20 protein-coding genes and 1 pseudogene are annotated in these 16,513 nt (G+C 71.2%); 7 read left to right on the forward strand and 14 right to left on the reverse strand.

Going from position 1 to position 16,513, the window contains the following annotated elements; translation table 11 throughout:
* Nucleotides 1-2: 2 nt before the first annotated feature.
* Nucleotides 3-1,055, reverse strand: coding sequence for a helix-turn-helix domain-containing protein (locus ACFQUZ_RS27120; protein ID WP_377447183.1), 1,053 nt, complete (start codon nt 1,053-1,055; stop codon nt 3-5).
* Nucleotides 1,056-1,107: 52 nt separating this feature from the next.
* Between ACFQUZ_RS27120 and ACFQUZ_RS27125 the strand changes: the two genes are divergently transcribed.
* On the forward strand, nt 1,108-1,527 hold the full coding sequence (locus ACFQUZ_RS27125; protein WP_377447185.1) for a cupin domain-containing protein: 420 nt from the start codon (nt 1,108-1,110) through the stop codon (nt 1,525-1,527).
* A gap of 79 nt (nt 1,528-1,606) precedes the next feature.
* On the forward strand, nt 1,607-1,996 hold the full coding sequence (locus ACFQUZ_RS27130) for an OsmC family protein (RefSeq protein WP_377447186.1): 390 nt from the start codon (nt 1,607-1,609) through the stop codon (nt 1,994-1,996).
* Between the two features lie 77 nt (nt 1,997-2,073).
* Here the strand turns inward: ACFQUZ_RS27130 and ACFQUZ_RS27135 are convergent, their stop codons facing one another.
* Entirely contained in the window at nt 2,074-2,670 is a 597-nt protein-coding gene (locus ACFQUZ_RS27135; protein WP_377447188.1) for a hypothetical protein, read from the reverse strand.
* 112 nt (nt 2,671-2,782) lie between these two features.
* Here ACFQUZ_RS27135 and ACFQUZ_RS27140 point away from each other — a divergent pair, with 112 nt between their 5' ends.
* Nucleotides 2,783-3,286, forward strand: a complete 504-nt coding sequence (locus tag ACFQUZ_RS27140; RefSeq protein WP_377447190.1) for an Lrp/AsnC family transcriptional regulator — start codon at nt 2,783-2,785, stop codon at nt 3,284-3,286.
* Nucleotides 3,287-3,377: 91 nt separating this feature from the next.
* On the opposite strand, the gene ACFQUZ_RS27145 is transcribed toward ACFQUZ_RS27140, so the two are convergent.
* Nucleotides 3,378-3,773: a RidA family protein gene (locus tag ACFQUZ_RS27145; RefSeq protein ID WP_377447192.1), complete on the reverse strand. Its 396-nt coding sequence runs from the start codon at nt 3,771-3,773 to the stop codon at nt 3,378-3,380.
* A gap of 124 nt (nt 3,774-3,897) precedes the next feature.
* On the opposite strand from ACFQUZ_RS27145, the gene ACFQUZ_RS27150 reads away from it, so the two are divergent.
* Nucleotides 3,898-4,893 carry a helix-turn-helix transcriptional regulator gene (locus ACFQUZ_RS27150; protein ID WP_377447194.1) on the forward strand — a complete coding sequence of 332 codons (996 nt, stop codon included), beginning with the start codon at nt 3,898-3,900 and terminating at the stop codon, nt 4,891-4,893.
* Between the two features lie 178 nt (nt 4,894-5,071).
* On the opposite strand, the gene ACFQUZ_RS27155 is transcribed toward ACFQUZ_RS27150, so the two are convergent.
* The 8 genes from ACFQUZ_RS27155 to ACFQUZ_RS27190 form a co-directional block, all read right to left on the reverse strand.
* The gene (locus ACFQUZ_RS27155; RefSeq protein ID WP_377447196.1) at nt 5,072-5,458 is read right to left on the reverse strand and encodes a VOC family protein; all 387 of its coding nucleotides are present in this window, start codon (nt 5,456-5,458) and stop codon (nt 5,072-5,074) included.
* Nucleotides 5,458-5,781 (reverse strand): ArsR/SmtB family transcription factor, encoded by a 324-nt coding sequence (locus tag ACFQUZ_RS27160; protein ID WP_377447198.1) that lies wholly within the window; start codon nt 5,779-5,781, stop codon nt 5,458-5,460. Before ACFQUZ_RS27160 ends, ACFQUZ_RS27155 begins: the two co-directional genes overlap by 1 nt.
* A gap of 67 nt (nt 5,782-5,848) precedes the next feature.
* Entirely contained in the window at nt 5,849-6,523 is a 675-nt protein-coding gene (locus ACFQUZ_RS27165; protein ID WP_377447200.1) for an ABC transporter ATP-binding protein, read from the reverse strand.
* Nucleotides 6,520-7,536 carry an ABC transporter ATP-binding protein gene (locus tag ACFQUZ_RS27170; protein WP_377447202.1) on the reverse strand — a complete coding sequence of 339 codons (1,017 nt, stop codon included), beginning with the start codon at nt 7,534-7,536 and terminating at the stop codon, nt 6,520-6,522. The genes ACFQUZ_RS27165 and ACFQUZ_RS27170 overlap by 4 nt, the downstream gene beginning before the upstream one ends.
* The gene (locus ACFQUZ_RS27175; RefSeq protein WP_377447204.1) at nt 7,533-8,402 is read right to left on the reverse strand and encodes an ABC transporter permease; all 870 of its coding nucleotides are present in this window, start codon (nt 8,400-8,402) and stop codon (nt 7,533-7,535) included. The genes ACFQUZ_RS27170 and ACFQUZ_RS27175 overlap by 4 nt, the downstream gene beginning before the upstream one ends.
* Nucleotides 8,395-9,453: an ABC transporter permease gene (locus ACFQUZ_RS27180; protein ID WP_377447205.1), complete on the reverse strand. Its 1,059-nt coding sequence runs from the start codon at nt 9,451-9,453 to the stop codon at nt 8,395-8,397. The genes ACFQUZ_RS27175 and ACFQUZ_RS27180 overlap by 8 nt, the downstream gene beginning before the upstream one ends.
* The gene (locus ACFQUZ_RS27185; RefSeq protein WP_377447207.1) at nt 9,435-11,030 is read right to left on the reverse strand and encodes an ABC transporter substrate-binding protein; all 1,596 of its coding nucleotides are present in this window, start codon (nt 11,028-11,030) and stop codon (nt 9,435-9,437) included. Before ACFQUZ_RS27185 ends, ACFQUZ_RS27180 begins: the two co-directional genes overlap by 19 nt.
* 213 nt (nt 11,031-11,243) lie before the next feature.
* Entirely contained in the window at nt 11,244-12,098 is an 855-nt protein-coding gene (locus tag ACFQUZ_RS27190) for an alpha/beta fold hydrolase (protein WP_377447209.1), read from the reverse strand.
* Between the two features lie 244 nt (nt 12,099-12,342).
* Here ACFQUZ_RS27190 and ACFQUZ_RS27195 point away from each other — a divergent pair, with 244 nt between their 5' ends.
* Nucleotides 12,343-13,539, forward strand: coding sequence for a Gfo/Idh/MocA family protein (locus ACFQUZ_RS27195; protein ID WP_377447211.1), 1,197 nt, complete (start codon nt 12,343-12,345; stop codon nt 13,537-13,539).
* Nucleotides 13,540-13,596: 57 nt separating this feature from the next.
* Nucleotides 13,597-14,754 (forward strand): MFS transporter, encoded by a 1,158-nt coding sequence (locus ACFQUZ_RS27200; protein ID WP_377447228.1) that lies wholly within the window; start codon nt 13,597-13,599, stop codon nt 14,752-14,754.
* A 37-nt stretch (nt 14,755-14,791) separates the two neighbouring features.
* Here the strand turns inward: ACFQUZ_RS27200 and ACFQUZ_RS27205 are convergent.
* The 3 genes and pseudogenes from ACFQUZ_RS27205 to ACFQUZ_RS27215 form a co-directional block, all read right to left on the reverse strand.
* Nucleotides 14,792-15,166 (reverse strand): annotated as a pseudogene (locus ACFQUZ_RS27205) (TetR/AcrR family transcriptional regulator C-terminal domain-containing protein); the annotation flags it as partial.
* Nucleotides 15,167-15,208: 42 nt separating this feature from the next.
* Entirely contained in the window at nt 15,209-15,511 is a 303-nt protein-coding gene (locus ACFQUZ_RS27210) for a hypothetical protein (RefSeq protein ID WP_377447213.1), read from the reverse strand.
* 32 nt (nt 15,512-15,543) lie between these two features.
* A complete protein-coding gene (locus ACFQUZ_RS27215) occupies nt 15,544-15,846 on the reverse strand; it encodes a hypothetical protein (protein WP_377447215.1) in 303 nt (100 codons plus the stop codon).
* 240 nt (nt 15,847-16,086) lie between these two features.
* Between ACFQUZ_RS27215 and ACFQUZ_RS27220 the strand changes: the two genes are divergently transcribed.
* On the forward strand, nt 16,087-16,513 hold a 427-nt coding region (locus ACFQUZ_RS27220), incomplete at its 3' end, for an IS5 family transposase (RefSeq protein WP_377447216.1).

A 16,513-nucleotide genomic window follows, 5' to 3' on the forward strand; every position in this document is an offset into this window, starting at 1 on the left:
GGTCATCCACCCATCCGAACCTCGGCGGCCCGGGACTGCACCAGGACAGTACCCAGGACACCTGTCACCGAGGGTGTCGGTCCGAACCGCTGCCGGTAGGCGGCCGGGCTGAGTCCGGTGTGCCGCCGCAGCTGGGCGCGGAGGTTGGCGGGGGTGCCCAGCCCACTGGCGCGGGCGACGACATCGAGGCGCCGCTCGCCGCGTTCGATGAGCCGGCAGGCCAACGCCACCCGTTCGACGGTGAGCCAGGACAGCGGCGTGGTGCCGAGTTCGGCGCGGAACCGTCGGTGCAGGGTGGCCGGGCTGACCGCGGCGCGTTCGGCCAGGTCGGTCACGGTCAGCGGCCGGTCGACACACCGCCGGGCCCAGGCCAGCAGCGGCGCGAGGGAGGTGTCCGGCACGACCGGGACGGGCCGGTCGATGAACTGGCGCTGGCCGCCGTCGCGGTGGGCCGAGTAGACCAACCGGCGGCTGACGGCGGTGGCGACATCGGCGCCGTGGTCCCGCCGGATCAGGTGCAGGCCCAGGTCGAGCGCGGCGGCGCTGCCGGCGGCGGTGAGGACGTCCCCGTCGTCGACGAACAGCACGTCTGGTTCCAGCCGTACGGTCGGGTGCCGGGCGGTGAACAGGTCGACCCAGCGCCAGTGGGTGGTGGCCCGCCGGTGGTCGAGGACCCCGGCCGCGGCCAGGGTGAACGCCCCGGTGCAGAAGCTGACCAGCCGGGCGCCGCGCTCGGCGGCCCGCCGGATGGCGGCAAGCACCGCGCCATCCGGCGGCACCTGCGGGTCGGGCCGGTTGGGCACGATGACGGTGTCGGCGTCGTCGACCGCGGCCAACCCGGCCACGCCGGTCAGCGTGTACATCCCGGCGTGCATGCGCACCGCCGGGGTCGCGGCGCACACCGTGAGGTCGTACCAGGGCCGGTCCAGCTCTGGGCGACGCAGCCCGAACAACTCGGTGGCCACCCCCAGCTCGAACGGATTGGAACCGGCGTCGACGATCACGACCACCTGATGACGCCAACCCACCCGGTCCTGCGACGATTCTTGCGACACACGAGATTCCTAGCACTTCCCGAACCGGCCCGCCACCGGCCAGGATCGTCGGGTGACTCACGAACCGATCGTCCTCTCAGCCGCGCTGGCCAGCTTCGACGCCCTGTGGAGCCCGCGCGTCGTCACCCGCGTCAACGACTACGACGTCCGCGTCGCCAAGGTGGCCGGCGAGCACGTCTGGCACTCCCACACCCACACCGACGAGTTCTTCCTGGTCCTCGACGGTGAACTGCACATCGCCGTACGCGACGGTGCGCCCGGCCCCGACGGCGGCCGGGCGGAACGGGTCGTCGTGCTGCCCCGTGGCGCGGTGTTCGTCGTTCCCGCCGGCATCGAGCACCGGCCGTCGGCACCGGCCGGGGCGTCGATCCTCATGTTCGAACCGGCCGGCACCTCGTCCGTCGGCGACCGCCACGATCCCGTACCGGACCACGTCGACGTCACCACCGGTCACTCGCTCACCCACCCCTGAGGTTTGCCCCATCCGCTCTGGTGGTGCGGCGGCGGCGGCACAATGTCCCGGTCGGACCGGACGAGGGACAAGGTGGCAGATGGAACAGTTCGCGGTCGTCGTCGGTGCCGGTTCCCTCCGGTCGGACGACGAGCACGCGGTCCGCTTCCCGCATCGCTGGACGCCGGAGGGCGTCACGGTCGAGACGGATTTCACCGGCGCCCACCTGCTGCACCTGGCGGCCGCGGGCTGTGTCCTCAACGACCTCTACCGGGAGGCGACCGGGGTGGGTGTCCAGCTCGACGGCGTACGGGTGACGGCGTCCGGGGCCTTCGACACGACCACCTGGACCTCGACCGGCATCACCTACCGGGTCGAACTGGATTCGACGGCGTCCACCGAGGACCGTGCCCGGCTGCTGGACCGCGTCGACCAGGTGGCCGAGATCCCGCGGGCGATCCGGGCCGGCGCCCCGGTCCGCCGACGCTGACCGACCCCGGTCGTCGGCGCCGCCGGGCCCGCCTCGGCGGCACGGACGGCACGCGGCCCGGCCTGGGGGCGGCACGGTCAGGTGGCGATCCGCAGCCCTCGACGCCACACCTGGACGCGGATGAGCACGAGGATGCTCGCGGCGACCCCGGTCCAGCCGAGAACCATCAGCCGCGGGTCCGCGGCGTGTACGCCGTAGACGCCCCAGCAGAACAGCTCGGCCAGGATGAGCAACCAGGTGCCGCGGGCGACGCCGGTCGGCTTGTCGGTGCGGTACGCCTTCCACACCGACGGCGCGACCTGAAGCACGAACGACACGGTCAGGGCGGTCCCGAGGCCGGTGCGGCCGGCGACGGCGGCGGCCGCGACGAGCAGGCACGCCCAGCCGCCGGTGATCACGGCGGCGGAGAACGGAACACCGCCGGAGCGCCCGAGCAGGACGGCGAGGATGCCGGCGAGGAGGGTCGCCGAGCTGGCGGGCACGACGGCGGTCCACATCTCGGAGGCGACGAAGTAGCCGATCCAGCCGGCGTTGCTGACGCTCGTCAAGGCCGCCCACGACCAGGACACCCCGGCCACGTCGCCGGTCCGCCACACGGCGACCAACTGCGGCAGGAACTGTGGTACGGCGAAAATCGTGGCGGCGATCGGCAGCGCGTCCAGGAGCACGGTCATCACCGGCCACCTTCCGTGATGGGGCGAGTCGCGATGAGAATATGGCAGTCACGCCGATGGTTTTTGCCAACTCTTTGCCCACATCGGACTACCAGTGAAGGAATCGTGCGCCATGGACGCGGTCGATCGACAGATCCTTGCTGAACTCCAGGTCGAGGGCCGGCTGACCGTCGCCGAACTCGCCGGCCGGGTCCGTCTCAGTGCCGGTCCGTGTCATCGTCGCCTGCGTGAACTGGAACGCACCGGGGTGATCACGGGATACCGCGCCGTGATAGACCGGGACGCGGTCGGGCTGGGATTCGAGGTGCTGGTCAGCGTCACCATGGATCGCGAGGACGCGGCCACGATCGCCGCTTTCGAGGAGGCGCTCACCACGGTCGTCGAGGTCCGGCAGGCCGAGCGCCTGTTCGGCGACCCCGACTACCTGCTCCGGGTGACCACCGCCGACCTCGCGGCCTATGCCGCGCTGCGCGACGAGAAGCTGGCCGCCCTACCCGGGGTGCAGCGACTCACCTCCACCATCGTGATGAAACGCGTCGTGAGTGACCGGCCCCTGCCGCTCACCCCGGCCACCGGTCGTGGCCCACGCACCCCGGGTGCGGGTGGGAGGAGCTGATCGGCCGATCGCGGGGCACCGTGGGACGTCCATCCCGCCCGCCGCCCGTGCCGGTCGACCCGGCACGAGCGGCAGGTGCGGTGAGGTCGCGTCACGCGACGGCGGTCCCCTCGATCTCGACGAGTTGCCCGGGGATCGCCAGCCGGGTCACCCCGAGCATCGTGGTGGCCGGAGCCACCCGGGCCGCGCCCAACCGCGACGCCAGCACACCGTAGTGCGCGAAGAGCCGATCGACGTCGGTGGTGTAGACGTTGAGCCGGACGAGGTTCGCGAGCGACATGCCGGCCTCGCCGAGGACGGCCTCCAGGTTGTCGACGCTGAGCGCCAACTGGGCGGCCATGTCACCGTCGTGCTGGGGTTTGCCGTCGCCGTCCATGGCGGTCTGTCCGGAGCAGTACAGGGTCCGGGTGTGCCCGGAGACGACCTCGCCCTGGTTGAATCCCATCTCCACCGACCACGTCACCGGGTTGACTGCTGTTCGCTCCACTGCCACATCCGCTCCATTCGAATCGGGAGTGCGTACGCCCGGTAGGCACCGCTCGGGCGTCGCACTGACAGCCTCCCAACGAATCACGACATCCTGTGTCGTGTATTCCGGTAGCGTCGTCGCCATGCGTGCCGACCGGTTGGTCTCGCTGGTCCTGCTGCTGCGCCAGCGCGGTCGGTTGTCCGCGGCGACGCTGGCCCGCGAGTTGGAGGTGTCCACCCGCACCGTGCTGCGCGACATCGAGGCGCTGTCCGCCGCCGGGGTCCCGGTGTACGCCGAACGCGGTCGGCACGGCGGTTTCGCGTTGTTGCCCGGTTTCCAGACCGAACTCACCGGGCTGACCCACGACGAGGCGCTCGCCCTGCTGGTCGCCGGCTCACGGCGCGGGGCGCGGGCGTTCGGTCTCGGCTCGGCGCTCGCCTCGGCCATGCTCAAAGTCGTCGACGCGCTGCCCGAGGGCTATCGGGACACCGCTGCCGGCGCTGTCGAGCGACTGCTCATCGACCCGGAGACCGACCTGTTGTCACGCCGGCTGGTCGCCGACGAAGTTCCCGACGACGTGCTGGCCGAGGTTCGCCGCGCGGTGTTCGCCGGGCACAAGGTCCGCATCCACTACGCGGCCGTGGACCGCCCCCCGACATGGCGCACGGTGGACCCCATCGGCCTGGTCACCGTCCGTGAGCAGGGCTACCTGCTGGCCACCAGGTCTGGCGCAGACCGCACCTACCGGCTGTCCCGCATCCTGGCCGCCGAGGAACTGCCCGAACCCGCGCAGCGACCGGAGCGCGTCGATCTGGACCGGACCTGGCGAGAACGCAGTGCCCGGTTCCGCACCGGCGGCGACCACGTCACCGTGGCGGCGCGGGTCACCCCCACCCGCCGGGACGACCTGGTGGGCACCGCGGTGGCGGTCCGCGCCGAGGAACCCGAGCCGGACGGCTGGCTGCGGCTGGAGGTCATGTTCCAGGATCTCCGGCACGCCACCTGGGCGATGTGGCAGCTCGGCACCGACGCGGAAGTCCTGGCACCGCCATCGTTGCGGACCTCCCTGCGCGACCGCGCCCTCGCGATCGCCACCCGCTACGCAGACTCTCCTCCTGAAGCGCCCACGGCCTGCTAGCGCAGCGCCGACGCGGCGCTCGGGCAGCAAGGACCGACCAGCGGACCGGGTACGCCGGCTGACCGGGTGACCCTCGATTGATCCGCGCCGGGTCCGGGGCCCCGAGGACCGAGCGGGGCGCCACCGCCCAACACTCGCCCGGTCCGATCGGGGCCCCGGCTGCAACGCGCGGTCCGCGTCAGGCGGCCTGCGCGATCTGGATCAGGTTGCCGCAGGTGTCGTCGAAGACCGCCGTGGTGACGGTGCCCATCGCGGTGGGTTCCTGGGTGAACCGGACGCCGAGACCGCGGAGTCGTTCGAATTCCGCGTGGACGTCGTCCACCGCGAAGGACGTGGCGGCGATGCCGTCGTTGACAAGCGCTTCCTTCCACGGCTTCGCCGCGGGGTGAGCGTCCGGTTCGAGCAGCAGTTCGCAGCCGTCCGGGTCCTGCGGGGAGACGACGGTGAGCCAGCGCGCCTCGCCGAGCGGAATCTCGGTCTTCTTCACGAAGCCCAGCACCTCGGTGTAGAAGCGCAGCGCCTCGTCCTGGTTGTGGACAAGAACACTTGTGACGTGGATACGCATCAATTCTCCTTTGTCGTGCGGTTGCGCCATCGATCGGTGAGGCGCTCCAGCGGTCCGGTGTCGATGTGGTGGAACTTGTAGCGACCTTCGCGGCGACTGACGACCAGACCCGCCCCGATCAGCACCTCCAGATGCTGGGAGATCGCCTGCCGGGACGAGCCGAGCTGGTACTTCATGGTCAGTCGCGCACAGATCTCGAACAGCGTCTGGCCGTCGCGCTCCGCCAACTCGTCGAGGATCCTTCGACGGGTCGGGTCGGCCAGCGCCTTGAAGACGTCGCCCTCCCGGGCGGCGTCGCGGCCGGATTCCCCGTGATCACCCATGGCTCGATAATAGGCAAGTAACCACTTGCCTATTAAGGGGTCGGCGCCGCCCAGCCGGCCGGACGGGTCAGCCGGACCGGCGCGTGGCGGCGAGATCCACCGCCCTGCTCGCCCAGCGGGTGAGCAGGGCGGCGTCGTGGCTGACGAGCAGGACACCGGCGTTCGATCCGCGCTGATACTCGCTGATCACCGCGGCGAGGTGGGCCTGCGTGGACGCGTCGAGCATCGCCGTGGCCTCGTCACAGAGCAGGTATGCCGGACGGTGCGCGAGTGCGCGGGCCAGACAGGCGCGCTGCAACTGCCCGTCGCTGACCGCGTGCGGTCGCCGCGTACGCAGGTCCGTGGTGAGGCCCACCAGGTCGGCCAGCTCCGCCGCCCGGACCCGCGCCTGCTCCGCCGCGGTGCCGGTCGCCCGCAGCGGTTCGGCGATGATGTCGGCCAGGGTGAGCCGGGGATCCGTGGCGGCGCGCGGGCTCTGGAAGAGAATCGCCACCCGGGTACGCACGGCGGCCGGCAGCCGGTGCCGGACCCCGTCGACGGGCTGGCCGTCGAGGGTGACGTACCCGGTGTCGGGCGGGTGCAGCAGCGCGAGGACCCGGGCGAGCGTCGACTTCCCGCTGCCTGACGGTCCACGCAGCCCGACCGTCTCGCCGGGCGCGATGTCCAGGTCGACCCGGTCGAGGACCCGCTGGCCGCCGAAGTCGACGCTCACCCCGTGGGCGGCGAGCCCGCCGCCGGTCACGGGCGCACTCCCAGGCGGTGGTGGCAGGCGACCCGGCCCCGGCCGACGTCGACGAGGGCGGGTGTGGTGCCGCAGGTGTCGGTGGCGCGGTGGCAGCGGGGTGCGAAGGCACAGCCGGCGGGCAGATCGGTGAGCATCGGCGGATGTCCCGGGACGGGCCGGAAGGCCCGGTCGGGCAGCGCGTCCAGCAGACCTGCACTGTACGGGTGGACGGGCGTGTCGAACAGGTCGGCGGCGGGCCGGTGCTCGACGACCCGGCTGGCGTACATGACGGCGATGGTGTCGGCAACCCGGCGGGCGGCCGCCAGATCGTGGGTGATCAGCAGCACCGCCGAACCGGCGTCACAGCGGCGACGCAGCAGATCGAGGGTGTGGTCGACAAGGGGCCGGTCCAGACCGGTGGTCGGCTCGTCGGCCAGCAACAGCACGGGATCGGGAGCCAACGCGAGGGCGGTGGCCAGGCGCTGGGCCATTCCACCGGACAGCTCGTGCGGATAGCGGTCGAGGTCGGCGGGGTCCAGCCCGACGTCGACGGCGATCCGCACCGCGGCGGCCGGCGCCTCGCGGCGGGAATGGCCGTGCGCGCGCAGGGTCTCCTCCAGCAACCGCCGGCCGGTACGCACCGGGTTAAGCGCGGTGGCGGGGCTCTGCGGCACGAGCCCGACGCAACGGCCGCGCACCGCACGGGCGAGCCGGCGCTCGCCGCAGCTGACCAGGTCGATCTGCTCGCCGGCGGGTGGGCGCAGCCGGGCCCGGCCGGTGACGGCGGCGTTGCCGGGCAGCAGGCCGAGCAGGGCGTGCGCGAGCACGGACTTGCCGCACCCCGATTCGCCGACCACGGCGAGGAGTTCCCCGGGACGCAGGCTGAGGCTCAGGTCGGTGACGGCGTGCACGGTCGCGTCGGGAAGCCGGAACCGCACGGTCAGCCCGTCGACGTCCAGCAGGGCCGGCCGCCCACCGCCGGGCGGGTGGGCGGACGTCACGCCGGACGCGGCCGGCGACGTCGCGGTCACAGTCGCACCTCCGCCCGCACCCGGGGATCGAGGCGGTCCCGCCACCGGCCGGTGAGGGCGGCCAACGCGAGGGTGACCGCCACGAGCACGAGGCCGGGAACGATGCTGGCCCACCAGGCGCCGGTGAGCAGCGACCGCTGCCCGTCATTGATCATGTTGCCGATCGAGGCCAGGTGCGGCGGCAGCCCGAGGCCGAGGAAGGACAGGGCGGTCTCGTGCCACACGGCGTGCGGGATCATCAGCGTGGTGGCCAACGCCAGCCGGGGCAGCACGTGCGGCAACAGGTGCCGCGTCACCACCCGGGTCCGGGACGCCCCGCCGGAGACCGCGGCGTCGATGAACGGCCGGGTCCGCAGGCTGAGCAGTTCCGAGCGGACGATGCGCGCCGTGGAAAGCCAGTGGGTCAGCCCGATGGACAGGATCACCGCGCCGAGGCCGGGCCGCAGCATCGCCACGATGAAGATGCCCAGCAGCAGGTGCGGCAGCGCCGCGATGGTGTCGACGACCCGCATCAGGGTCCGGTCGACCCGGCCGCCGACGGTGCCGGCGACCGCACCGACCAGGCCACCGATGACGGTGGCCACCCCGGCGGCGACCACGCCGACGAGCAGCGACACCCGCAGGCCGTAGAGGCTGCGGTGGGCGACGTCGCGGCCCAGGTCGTCGGTGCCGGCCGGATGGTCCCAGGAGGGGGCCAGCCGGGTCTGGGCCAGGTCCACCGCGCTCTGGTCCAGCGGCCACACGATGGGGGCGACCAGGCTGGCGCTGACCGCGCCGACCAGCACCAGCACGGTGACGGTGAAGCCGACGCCACGGGCGCGCGGTGTCGACAAGCGCCGTCGGACGGGCAGGGCGAGATCAGTCATCGAGGCGTACCCGGGGGTCGGCGGCGGCGTAGGCGAGGTCGGTGGCCAGATTCGCGGCCAGGACCACGACGGTGGTGACGAGGGTGATGGCGGCGAGCAGCGGGAAGTCGGCGCCGAGGGCCGCCTGCACGGTGACACCGCCGAGGCCGGGCAGCGAGAACACCGTCTCCACCAGCACCGCCCCACCGACCAGTTCCGGCAGGTGGGTGCCGACCAGGGTGAGGAACGGCAGCAGCGCGGTGCGTAGCGCGTGCCCGAACAGGACGGTACGGCCGGACAGGCCACGGGCCCGCGCGGCGAGCACGTGGTCGTCGCGGAGACTGTCGGCGACGGCGTCGCGGATGAACAACACGAACCACGGCGCCTGGGAGATCGCCAGCACGGCCACCGGCAGGACCAGATGCCACGCCACGTCGGCGGCCTCGGTGGAGGTGGCGGTGACAGCGGTCAGTCCACCGGCCGGCAGCCACCCGAGCCAGAGGGCGAACACCGCGATCGCGGCCAGCCCAATCCAGAACACCGGCATGGACTGCACCGCGTACGCGGCGGCGCGCAACGCCCGGTCGAACCAGCCGCCCCGCCGGTACGCGGCGAGGGTCCCCAACAACAGGCTCGCCACCAGCACCAGGGCCAGTGCCGTACCGACGAGCAGCAACGTCCAGCCGGCGCGGGCCGCGATCACGTCGGCCACGGGCTCGTGCCGGCTGGTCGACCAGCCGAGGTCGCCGCGCAGCAGGTTGCCCACCCAGCGGGCGTACCGCACCGGCAGCGGGTCGTCCACGCCCCAGTTGGCGCGGATCTGCGCGAGGTTCTCCTCGCTGGTGGTGACCGCGGCGGCGCCCGCGTACTGCTGCGCCGGGTCGATCGGTGCGGCCGCGCCGAGGGCGAACATCCCCATGCTGGTCGCGGCGAGCACCGGCACGGCGACCAGCAGCCGACGCCGGACCACGCGGCCCGCACCGGTGACCCGCCGCCGGCGCACCGGTGCCGCCATCGGCTCCGGGGACGGTTCGGCGGTGGGTGCCGGCGCCGTCACGACGCCTTCGTCCACGTGTGTACGTTCCACCAGAGGCTGTTGGCCACGTCGTGCTCGTGCGGCTCCACCCGGGGCGTCACACCGGTGACGCCGTCGCGCACCACGTAGGTGTGCTGAAGGTAGGTGAGGAACACCCACGGCACGTCGGCGGCGAGCTGCTTCTGGAAGGTCGCGTACGCCGCCTTGCGCACGGCCGGGTCGGCGTTGTCCCGACCGTCCCGCAACGCCTTGTCGGTGAGCGCGGACCGGTAGGAACCCGGGTTGAAGAAACCCTGGCCGGCGAAGGCGGAGCTGAACAGCTTGTAGGAGACGAAATCCGGGTCGTACGGGGTGCCGTAGCCCATCACGAGGGCGTCGGTCCCCATCCGTGGGGTGATCGCGTCCCAGGTCAGACCCTCCGGAGTCACCTTGATGCCGACCTTTCTGGCATCGGCGGTCACCGCGAGGGCCAGTTCCTTGCGGAGGCTGTCCGTCGCCGGGTACATCAGGGCGAACGCGGCCTGCCGACCGTCCTTGACGCGAATGCCGTCCGGTCCCGGACGCCAGCCGGCGGCCTCGAGGGCCGCCGTCGCGGCAGCCGGGTCGGCGGTGGCGGTGCCGGCGATCGCCGGCTCGGCGAACTCCGACGACGGCGGGACCGGACCGAACGCCGGCTCGCCAGCCCCGCCGAGCACACCGGTCACCATCGCCTGCCGGTCCACGGCCAGGTGCAGCGCGCGCCGGATCGCCAGGTCACCGGTGACCGGGTTGCCCATCGGCAGCATGACGCCCCGGTAGTCGGCGGTGGGCACCCGGCGCACCTGGTAGCCACCCTGCCCGTCGAATCCGGCGGCCAGCTTCGGCGCCAGCTCCGCCGCGTCGAACTCCCCCGCCCGCGTCCGTTGCGCGCGCACATTGTCGTCGGCGACGAACGCCACCACCACACCGGGGTTCGCCGGTTTCCCTCCCCAGTACCGGTCGTTGGCGGCGAGCACCAGCCGGTCGCCCTGGGTCCACGAGGTCACCCGGTACGGGCCGGTGCCGATCGGCTCGCGGTTGAACGCCGCCGTGTTGACGTCCTGCCCGGCGAACACCTTCGCCGGCACGATGCCCAGCGTCAGCCGCTGCGGGAACGGCGCGTACGCGTACTTCAGGGTGAACACGACGGTGGTCGGGTCAGGTGCGGTGACCGAGGCGAGCATGTCCAGGTCCGACCGGAGCGTCGAGTCGACCTTCGGATCCAGCACCGCCTGGTAGGTGAACACCACGTCCTGCGCGGTCAACGGGCTGCCGTCGTGGAACAGGACGCCCTCGCGGAGCTTCGCGGTGACGGTCTTCCCGTCGGCCGAGACGGTGGGCAGCCGCTCGGCGAGGGCCGGCACGAGCGTGTTGTCGGCGTCCCGGGCGACCAACCCGTCGAAGATCAGCGAACCGCCGTCGACGCCGTAGTTCAGCACCGGATTCAGCGTGTCCGGCTCCCCCGCCGTCGCCACCACGATGCTGGCCGCGCCACCCGTACCACCGGACGGTGTGCCCGACGACGAGCAGCCGGCGACCGTGAGGACGGCGGTGGCGGCGACCGCCGTCAGGCGAGCGAACCGGCGGCTACCCATGGCGTACTCCCGCGTCGACGAGTGTTCGGATCCGGGCGGGTGCCCGGAGTCGGCTCGTCACCCACCGAGGCGACAACCCGCAGATGCGATAGTCACGTAATTGCCAGTAACTTGCAATAGACGTGTGAGCGGCCACGCGTCCGCCCGATGTGACAGGCGACGCCGCGCCCGGTGTGATAACGCGACCACCACGAGACGCGCGATGTCACCCACTCACGAACGCGCGTCGGCGACCTCGGTCCGTACGAATCGGGCCAGCTCAGCCGCGAGCCGCTGCGGCTGGTCCTCGGGGACCAGCGTGTAGCTGTCGTCGATCTCGACAAGCCGGCCACGGGGGAACAATGCGGCCAGTCGGGGGCCGTGCTCGCGCGGCATCAGTTTGTCCTCGCGCGCCCACACCACAAGCACCGGACGGTCGAACGAGGCGAGCCGAGCGGTCATCGCCCGAAGCTCGGCCGCGGGCGGGGTGGACAGCGCGAAGGTCCGCAGGTCCCGCCGGATGGCCGGGTCCCGCTGGGCGGGCCGGAACCACTCGTCCATTACCTCGGCCGGGACCGGGTACTTGCTCATCCAGCCCCAGGCACCCGGCGCCCGGCGGAACCAGGCGAACCGTTGCAGTTGCATCGACACCCACAACATCCCAGGCACCCGGGCGCTCATCGCCACCGCCTTGCCGGGCTTGCCCGGCGGAAAGTTGTCGAAAGCCTCGCAGGCGACCAGAGCGAGCCCCGCGATCCGGTCACCCGGCCCGTCGGCGACGAGGAACTGCACCCCACCCCAGTCGTTGGCCACCAGCGTCACATCACGCAGGTCCAGCGCCTCGAGCAGCTCGCCGACCAACGCCGCGACACCATGGTGGGTGACCAGCTCCGGCCGGTCCATCGGACGCCGATGACCGCCGAGCGGCAACGTCGGGCACACGCAGCGCACCCCCGGGCCCAGCTCGGTGACCACCCGCCGCCACAGGCTGGCGTCCATGTTCACGCCGTGCAGCAGGACCAGAACCGGCCCGTCGCCGCCGGTGTCGGTGTAGTCGATCGTCCCGGCGGTGAGCGCGACGCTCGGCATCGGCTCCCCCTCCCCTCAGTCCGACGACATACCGTACGGTCGTACCGAAGGGTACAGGTCGGGGGTTACCCGCCGTGAACTCGGCGGCCCGTCACTCTCCCGTCAGCACGGCCAGCGCCTGTCGTCCCGCCTCAGCACAACCCCGGCCGCATGCACCGACGAAAATATTGACGCATGTTGCCCACCGTGAGAGTTTGTTGCATCAGCGTTTCGCCATCTATCGCCGGCACGGCGAACTGGCGGGATGGAAGACACATCGAACGTCGCGGGGGCGAGCGTGTCGAACACCATCATCAACCGTGCCCGGAGTACGGGCATCGCATTCGTGGGTACCGGTTACGTCGCCGACTTCTACCAGGCGACCCTGCCCAACCATCCGGAACTACAGCTCATCGGCGTCTACGACCACGACTGCGGGCGTGCGAAGAACTTCTCGGCATGCCACGACGTACCGACATACTCCTCACTGGACGCCCTACTGGCCGACGACCGCGTCGCCCTGGTGGTCAACCTCACCAATCCCGACAGCCACTTCGACGTCTCCCGACGCAGCCTGGCCGCCGGCCGGCATGTCTACTCGGAAAAGCCGTTCGCCACAACCCTGGCGGAGGCGGAAGAACTGGTGACACTCGCCGACCGCCACGGGCTGATCCTCGGCTCGGCACCGTGCTCACTGCTCGGTGAAACCGCGCAGACGCTCTGGGCGGCGCTACGGTCACACACCATCGGCAACCCCCGGCTGGTGTACGCCGAGATCGACGACGGAGCGATCCACCGGATGCCCTACCACGACTGGACCTCGGTCGCCGGGACACCGTGGCCGTACCAGGACGAATTCCTCAACGGACCGGTGCTGGAACACGCCGCGTACTACCTGACCTGGCTCACCGCCTTCTTCGGGCCGGCTCGCGAGGTCACCGCCTCGGCACACCTCATCGTCCCGGACCGGCCGGTGCCACCCGAACGAACACCCGCCGCCGACTTCGCCTGCGCCACCATCGCCTTCCACTCCGGGGTCATCGCGCGACTCACCTGCGGCACCGTCGCCCCACAAAACCACACGCTGCAGATCGTCGGCGACGCCGGCGTCCTCTCGATCGACCGAAGCTGGGATTACCACGCGCCGGTGTTCTTTCGTCCACATCGGACAGCCACTGACGGCTCGCACGACTACCTCACCGAACCACAGATCTACCCACCGGTACGCGTCGACGCCGAGCGGCACCGCTACTACGACACCCACGACATGGACTTCGCCCGTGGTGTCGCCGAGGTCGCGGCACAGGCCGCCGGTTCGCCCAGCAGGCACATGGACGCGCGACACGCCCTCCACGTCCTCGAAATCGTGCTGGCCATCACCGCGTCAGCCACCGGTCCGGCCCGCACCGCCATCCGCTCAACGTTCGACCCCATCGAGCCCATGCCGTGGGCAACGTCCTGAGGAGCGAGTCCACTGTCCACACCGGAATTAGCCGCCGCGCCTCCCACCCCGGCCCGGATAGCGGTCTCCGCCTTCTTCTTCGTCAACGGGGTGGCCTGGGCCTCCTGGTACGCCCGGATCCCGGACGTCAAGCACCGGCTGGACCTCAGCGACGGCGCGCTGGGCGCGGCACTGTTCGTCGCGGCCGCCGGGACCGTACTCGGACTGCTGTGGGTGGGCCGCATCGTGGACCGGCACGGCAGCCGCACGGTCGGGAGGATCGCCACGGTCCTGGTCGCCCTGGGCCCGATCGGCCCCGGCATCGCGCCCAACATCGGCACCCTGATGGCGGCACTGCTCGTCTTCGGCCTCGCCGGAGGCGTCTTCAACGTCGCCATGAACGCCCAGGCGGTACTTGTGGAGCACCGCTACGGTCGCCCGATCATCGCCTCGTTCCACGCCACCTACAGCGCCGGAGGTCTGCTCGGCGCCGCCCTCGGCGGCCTCGCCATCCGCCTGGACTTCACCCCGGCTGCCGCCTTCGTCGTCGTCGGTGCGACGTTGACCCTGCTGTCGCTGCTCACCGGACGAAACCTGCTGCCCGGAAGCCCGCAGGACAAGCGACCCGAGGAGACCGGCCGAGGACGTCGCCCGGCGCCGTTGGGCATCCGGGTGCTGATCCTCGGCATGTGCTGTTTCGCCTGCCTCATGGCCGAAGGGGTGATCGCCGACTGGAGTGCCGTCTACCTACGTAACGAACTGCTGGCACCGGCCGAAGCAGCCGCCGCCGGATTCCTGGTCTTCTCCGTGGCCATGGCCACCACCCGGCTCGCCGGGGACGCCCTCGTGACGCGCCTCGGACCGGTACGGCTGGTCCAGTTGTGCGCGCTGTTCTCCGCGAGCGGCCTGACCCTGGGCCTGTTCGCCCAGCACTGGCTGGCTGCCGTCCTGGGACTCGGCCTGTTCGGAGTGGGCCTGTCCTGCATCACCCCGCAGTTGTTCCGAGCGGCGGGAAACGAGTCGCCGCAGGTGATGGGCCGGGCCATCGCGCGCGTGGCGACCCTGGGCTACTTCGGACTGCTGACCGGCCCGGCGTTGATCGGCCTGGCCGCACAGGCGCTGTCGCTCCGCTGGGCACTCGGCATCGTGGTGATCTTCATGATCGGCGTCGCGCTGCTCTATCCCCTGGCCGAACGCGGCCCCGCGAAGTCACCGCAGGTCGATGTGCCACGGTGAATCGCGACAGTCCCACCCCAACCGGCAGCGTCAAGGTCTACCGCCGGCTGCCCGGTTCCGGCCGAACGCACAGCGGCGCGATGCCGTCGAGCATGCGTTGCAGCCCGAACTCGAACAGGCTGTCCAGGGTGAGATCAACCTCGTCACCGGCGGAGATGCCGGCCAGGATCGGAAAGGACCCCCCGACCAGCGCGGCGGCAAGCGCCTCGCTCTGGACACGTAGCCATTCGTCGTCGGTCAGGCCAGTGTCCTGCTCGGCCTCGGCCTCTGGTTGCAGGTTGACCGCCGTACCGCGAACGAAGTTGGCGACGGTGGCGGCCACGTGGATGAGGGTGGTGGGGTCGCGTCCCTGGCCGGCCACCGCACGCATGGCCCATTCGGTGTGGCCGATAGCGTGCCTTGCGAGCAGGGGCCTGGTGAACGATACGACGTGGGGCTGCCGCCGTCCGTACGGCTACCCCCGCCAGGCCGACAGGACTTCCGAAGGACCCCACACCACATCCACTTTCGTCGAGTCGACCTGTGGCGACAAGCCGCTGAGGGAGACGAGCACAAGCCCGCAACGGCCGTGGTCGAAGCCGGGCACCTTGGTCGCGCCCGCAGTCAGGTCGGCGAGGTCGCGCGCGTCGAAAGGGCTGCTGAGCCATTTGACGGAACCTGCGAAGTAGACGGTCTGCGCCACCGGTGCCCGATCCGCGCCAATGATGTCGATCTCCGGATTGAACTGGCGGTTCCACCAACCTCCAACCGCCTGCACGTCTGACCAGGGCAAGCTTCCGTCGATCGCGGCTAGTTCCAAGGACTCTCGGATAAGCGGTTCAACGGCGCGGCCGCGCCCCAAGCCGTCTGCAACGCACCGTCGAAAATCGCATCCTGCTCGGCAAGCCATGGCACCTCGTCGAGCACGATGATGGACGGACCGTCGGGAAGGACAGAGGCCAGCGACCGGAAGGCGTCTGGCCAACCTCCCGCAGATGCCGGGACCAAATCAGGGTTCGCCGGCAGCGGTGAGTCGCGCAACTCAGCCAGAAAGGTCGGGATCGCCTCGGTGGAGGATGCGCCCTTGGTTGCGGTGTAGAAGAGGTAAGGCACTTCGGCGTGGTCGCAGAACTCCTGGATGAGGCGCGATTTGCCGACCTGGCGCCGGCCCCGGATAGTGACCGCCAGTCCGGCCCTTCCTGTTCGGAGCCGGTCCAGCCGCTTCTAGGCCGTGTGTCAAAAGTAGTCGGGTGACGGGTCGGGTTGACTGGTCGGGCGTGTCGGTGATCGGTATACGGCGAGGTCTCCGGTAGATGGGTTATCGACCAAGACAACCATCTGCACGGAGACCTCGTGGCCAGCGTAGCGGTGACGAGGCGGTTCGACCTGACTGACGCGCAGTGGGCGGTGCTGGAGCCGCTGCTGCCTCGACCGAAGAAGGCAGGCCGGCCGCCGAAGTGGAGCAAGCGGCAGCTCATTGACGGGATCAGGTGGCGGGTGCGTACGGGTGCGCCGTGGCGGGATGTGCCGGACTGCTACGGGCACTGGCGGACGGTGTACGGGCTGTACCGGCGCTGGCAGCGGGCCGGGGTGTGGGCGCGGATCCTGGCCGGTTTGCAGGGTAGGGCCGACGCGCTCGGGTTGATCACCTGGGACGTGAGTGTGGACTCCACGATCGCGCGGGCACATCAGCACGCCGCTGGCGCCCGCCGGGACAGTCACACGCAGGTCGAGCCGCCGGGCGGCAGCGCTGCGGCCGAGCCGGCTGATCACGCGTTGG

Origin of the sequence: Plantactinospora sp. GCM10030261 (genome assembly GCF_042666615.1) — a bacterium.
Classification (GTDB): domain Bacteria; phylum Actinomycetota; class Actinomycetes; order Mycobacteriales; family Micromonosporaceae; genus KBS50.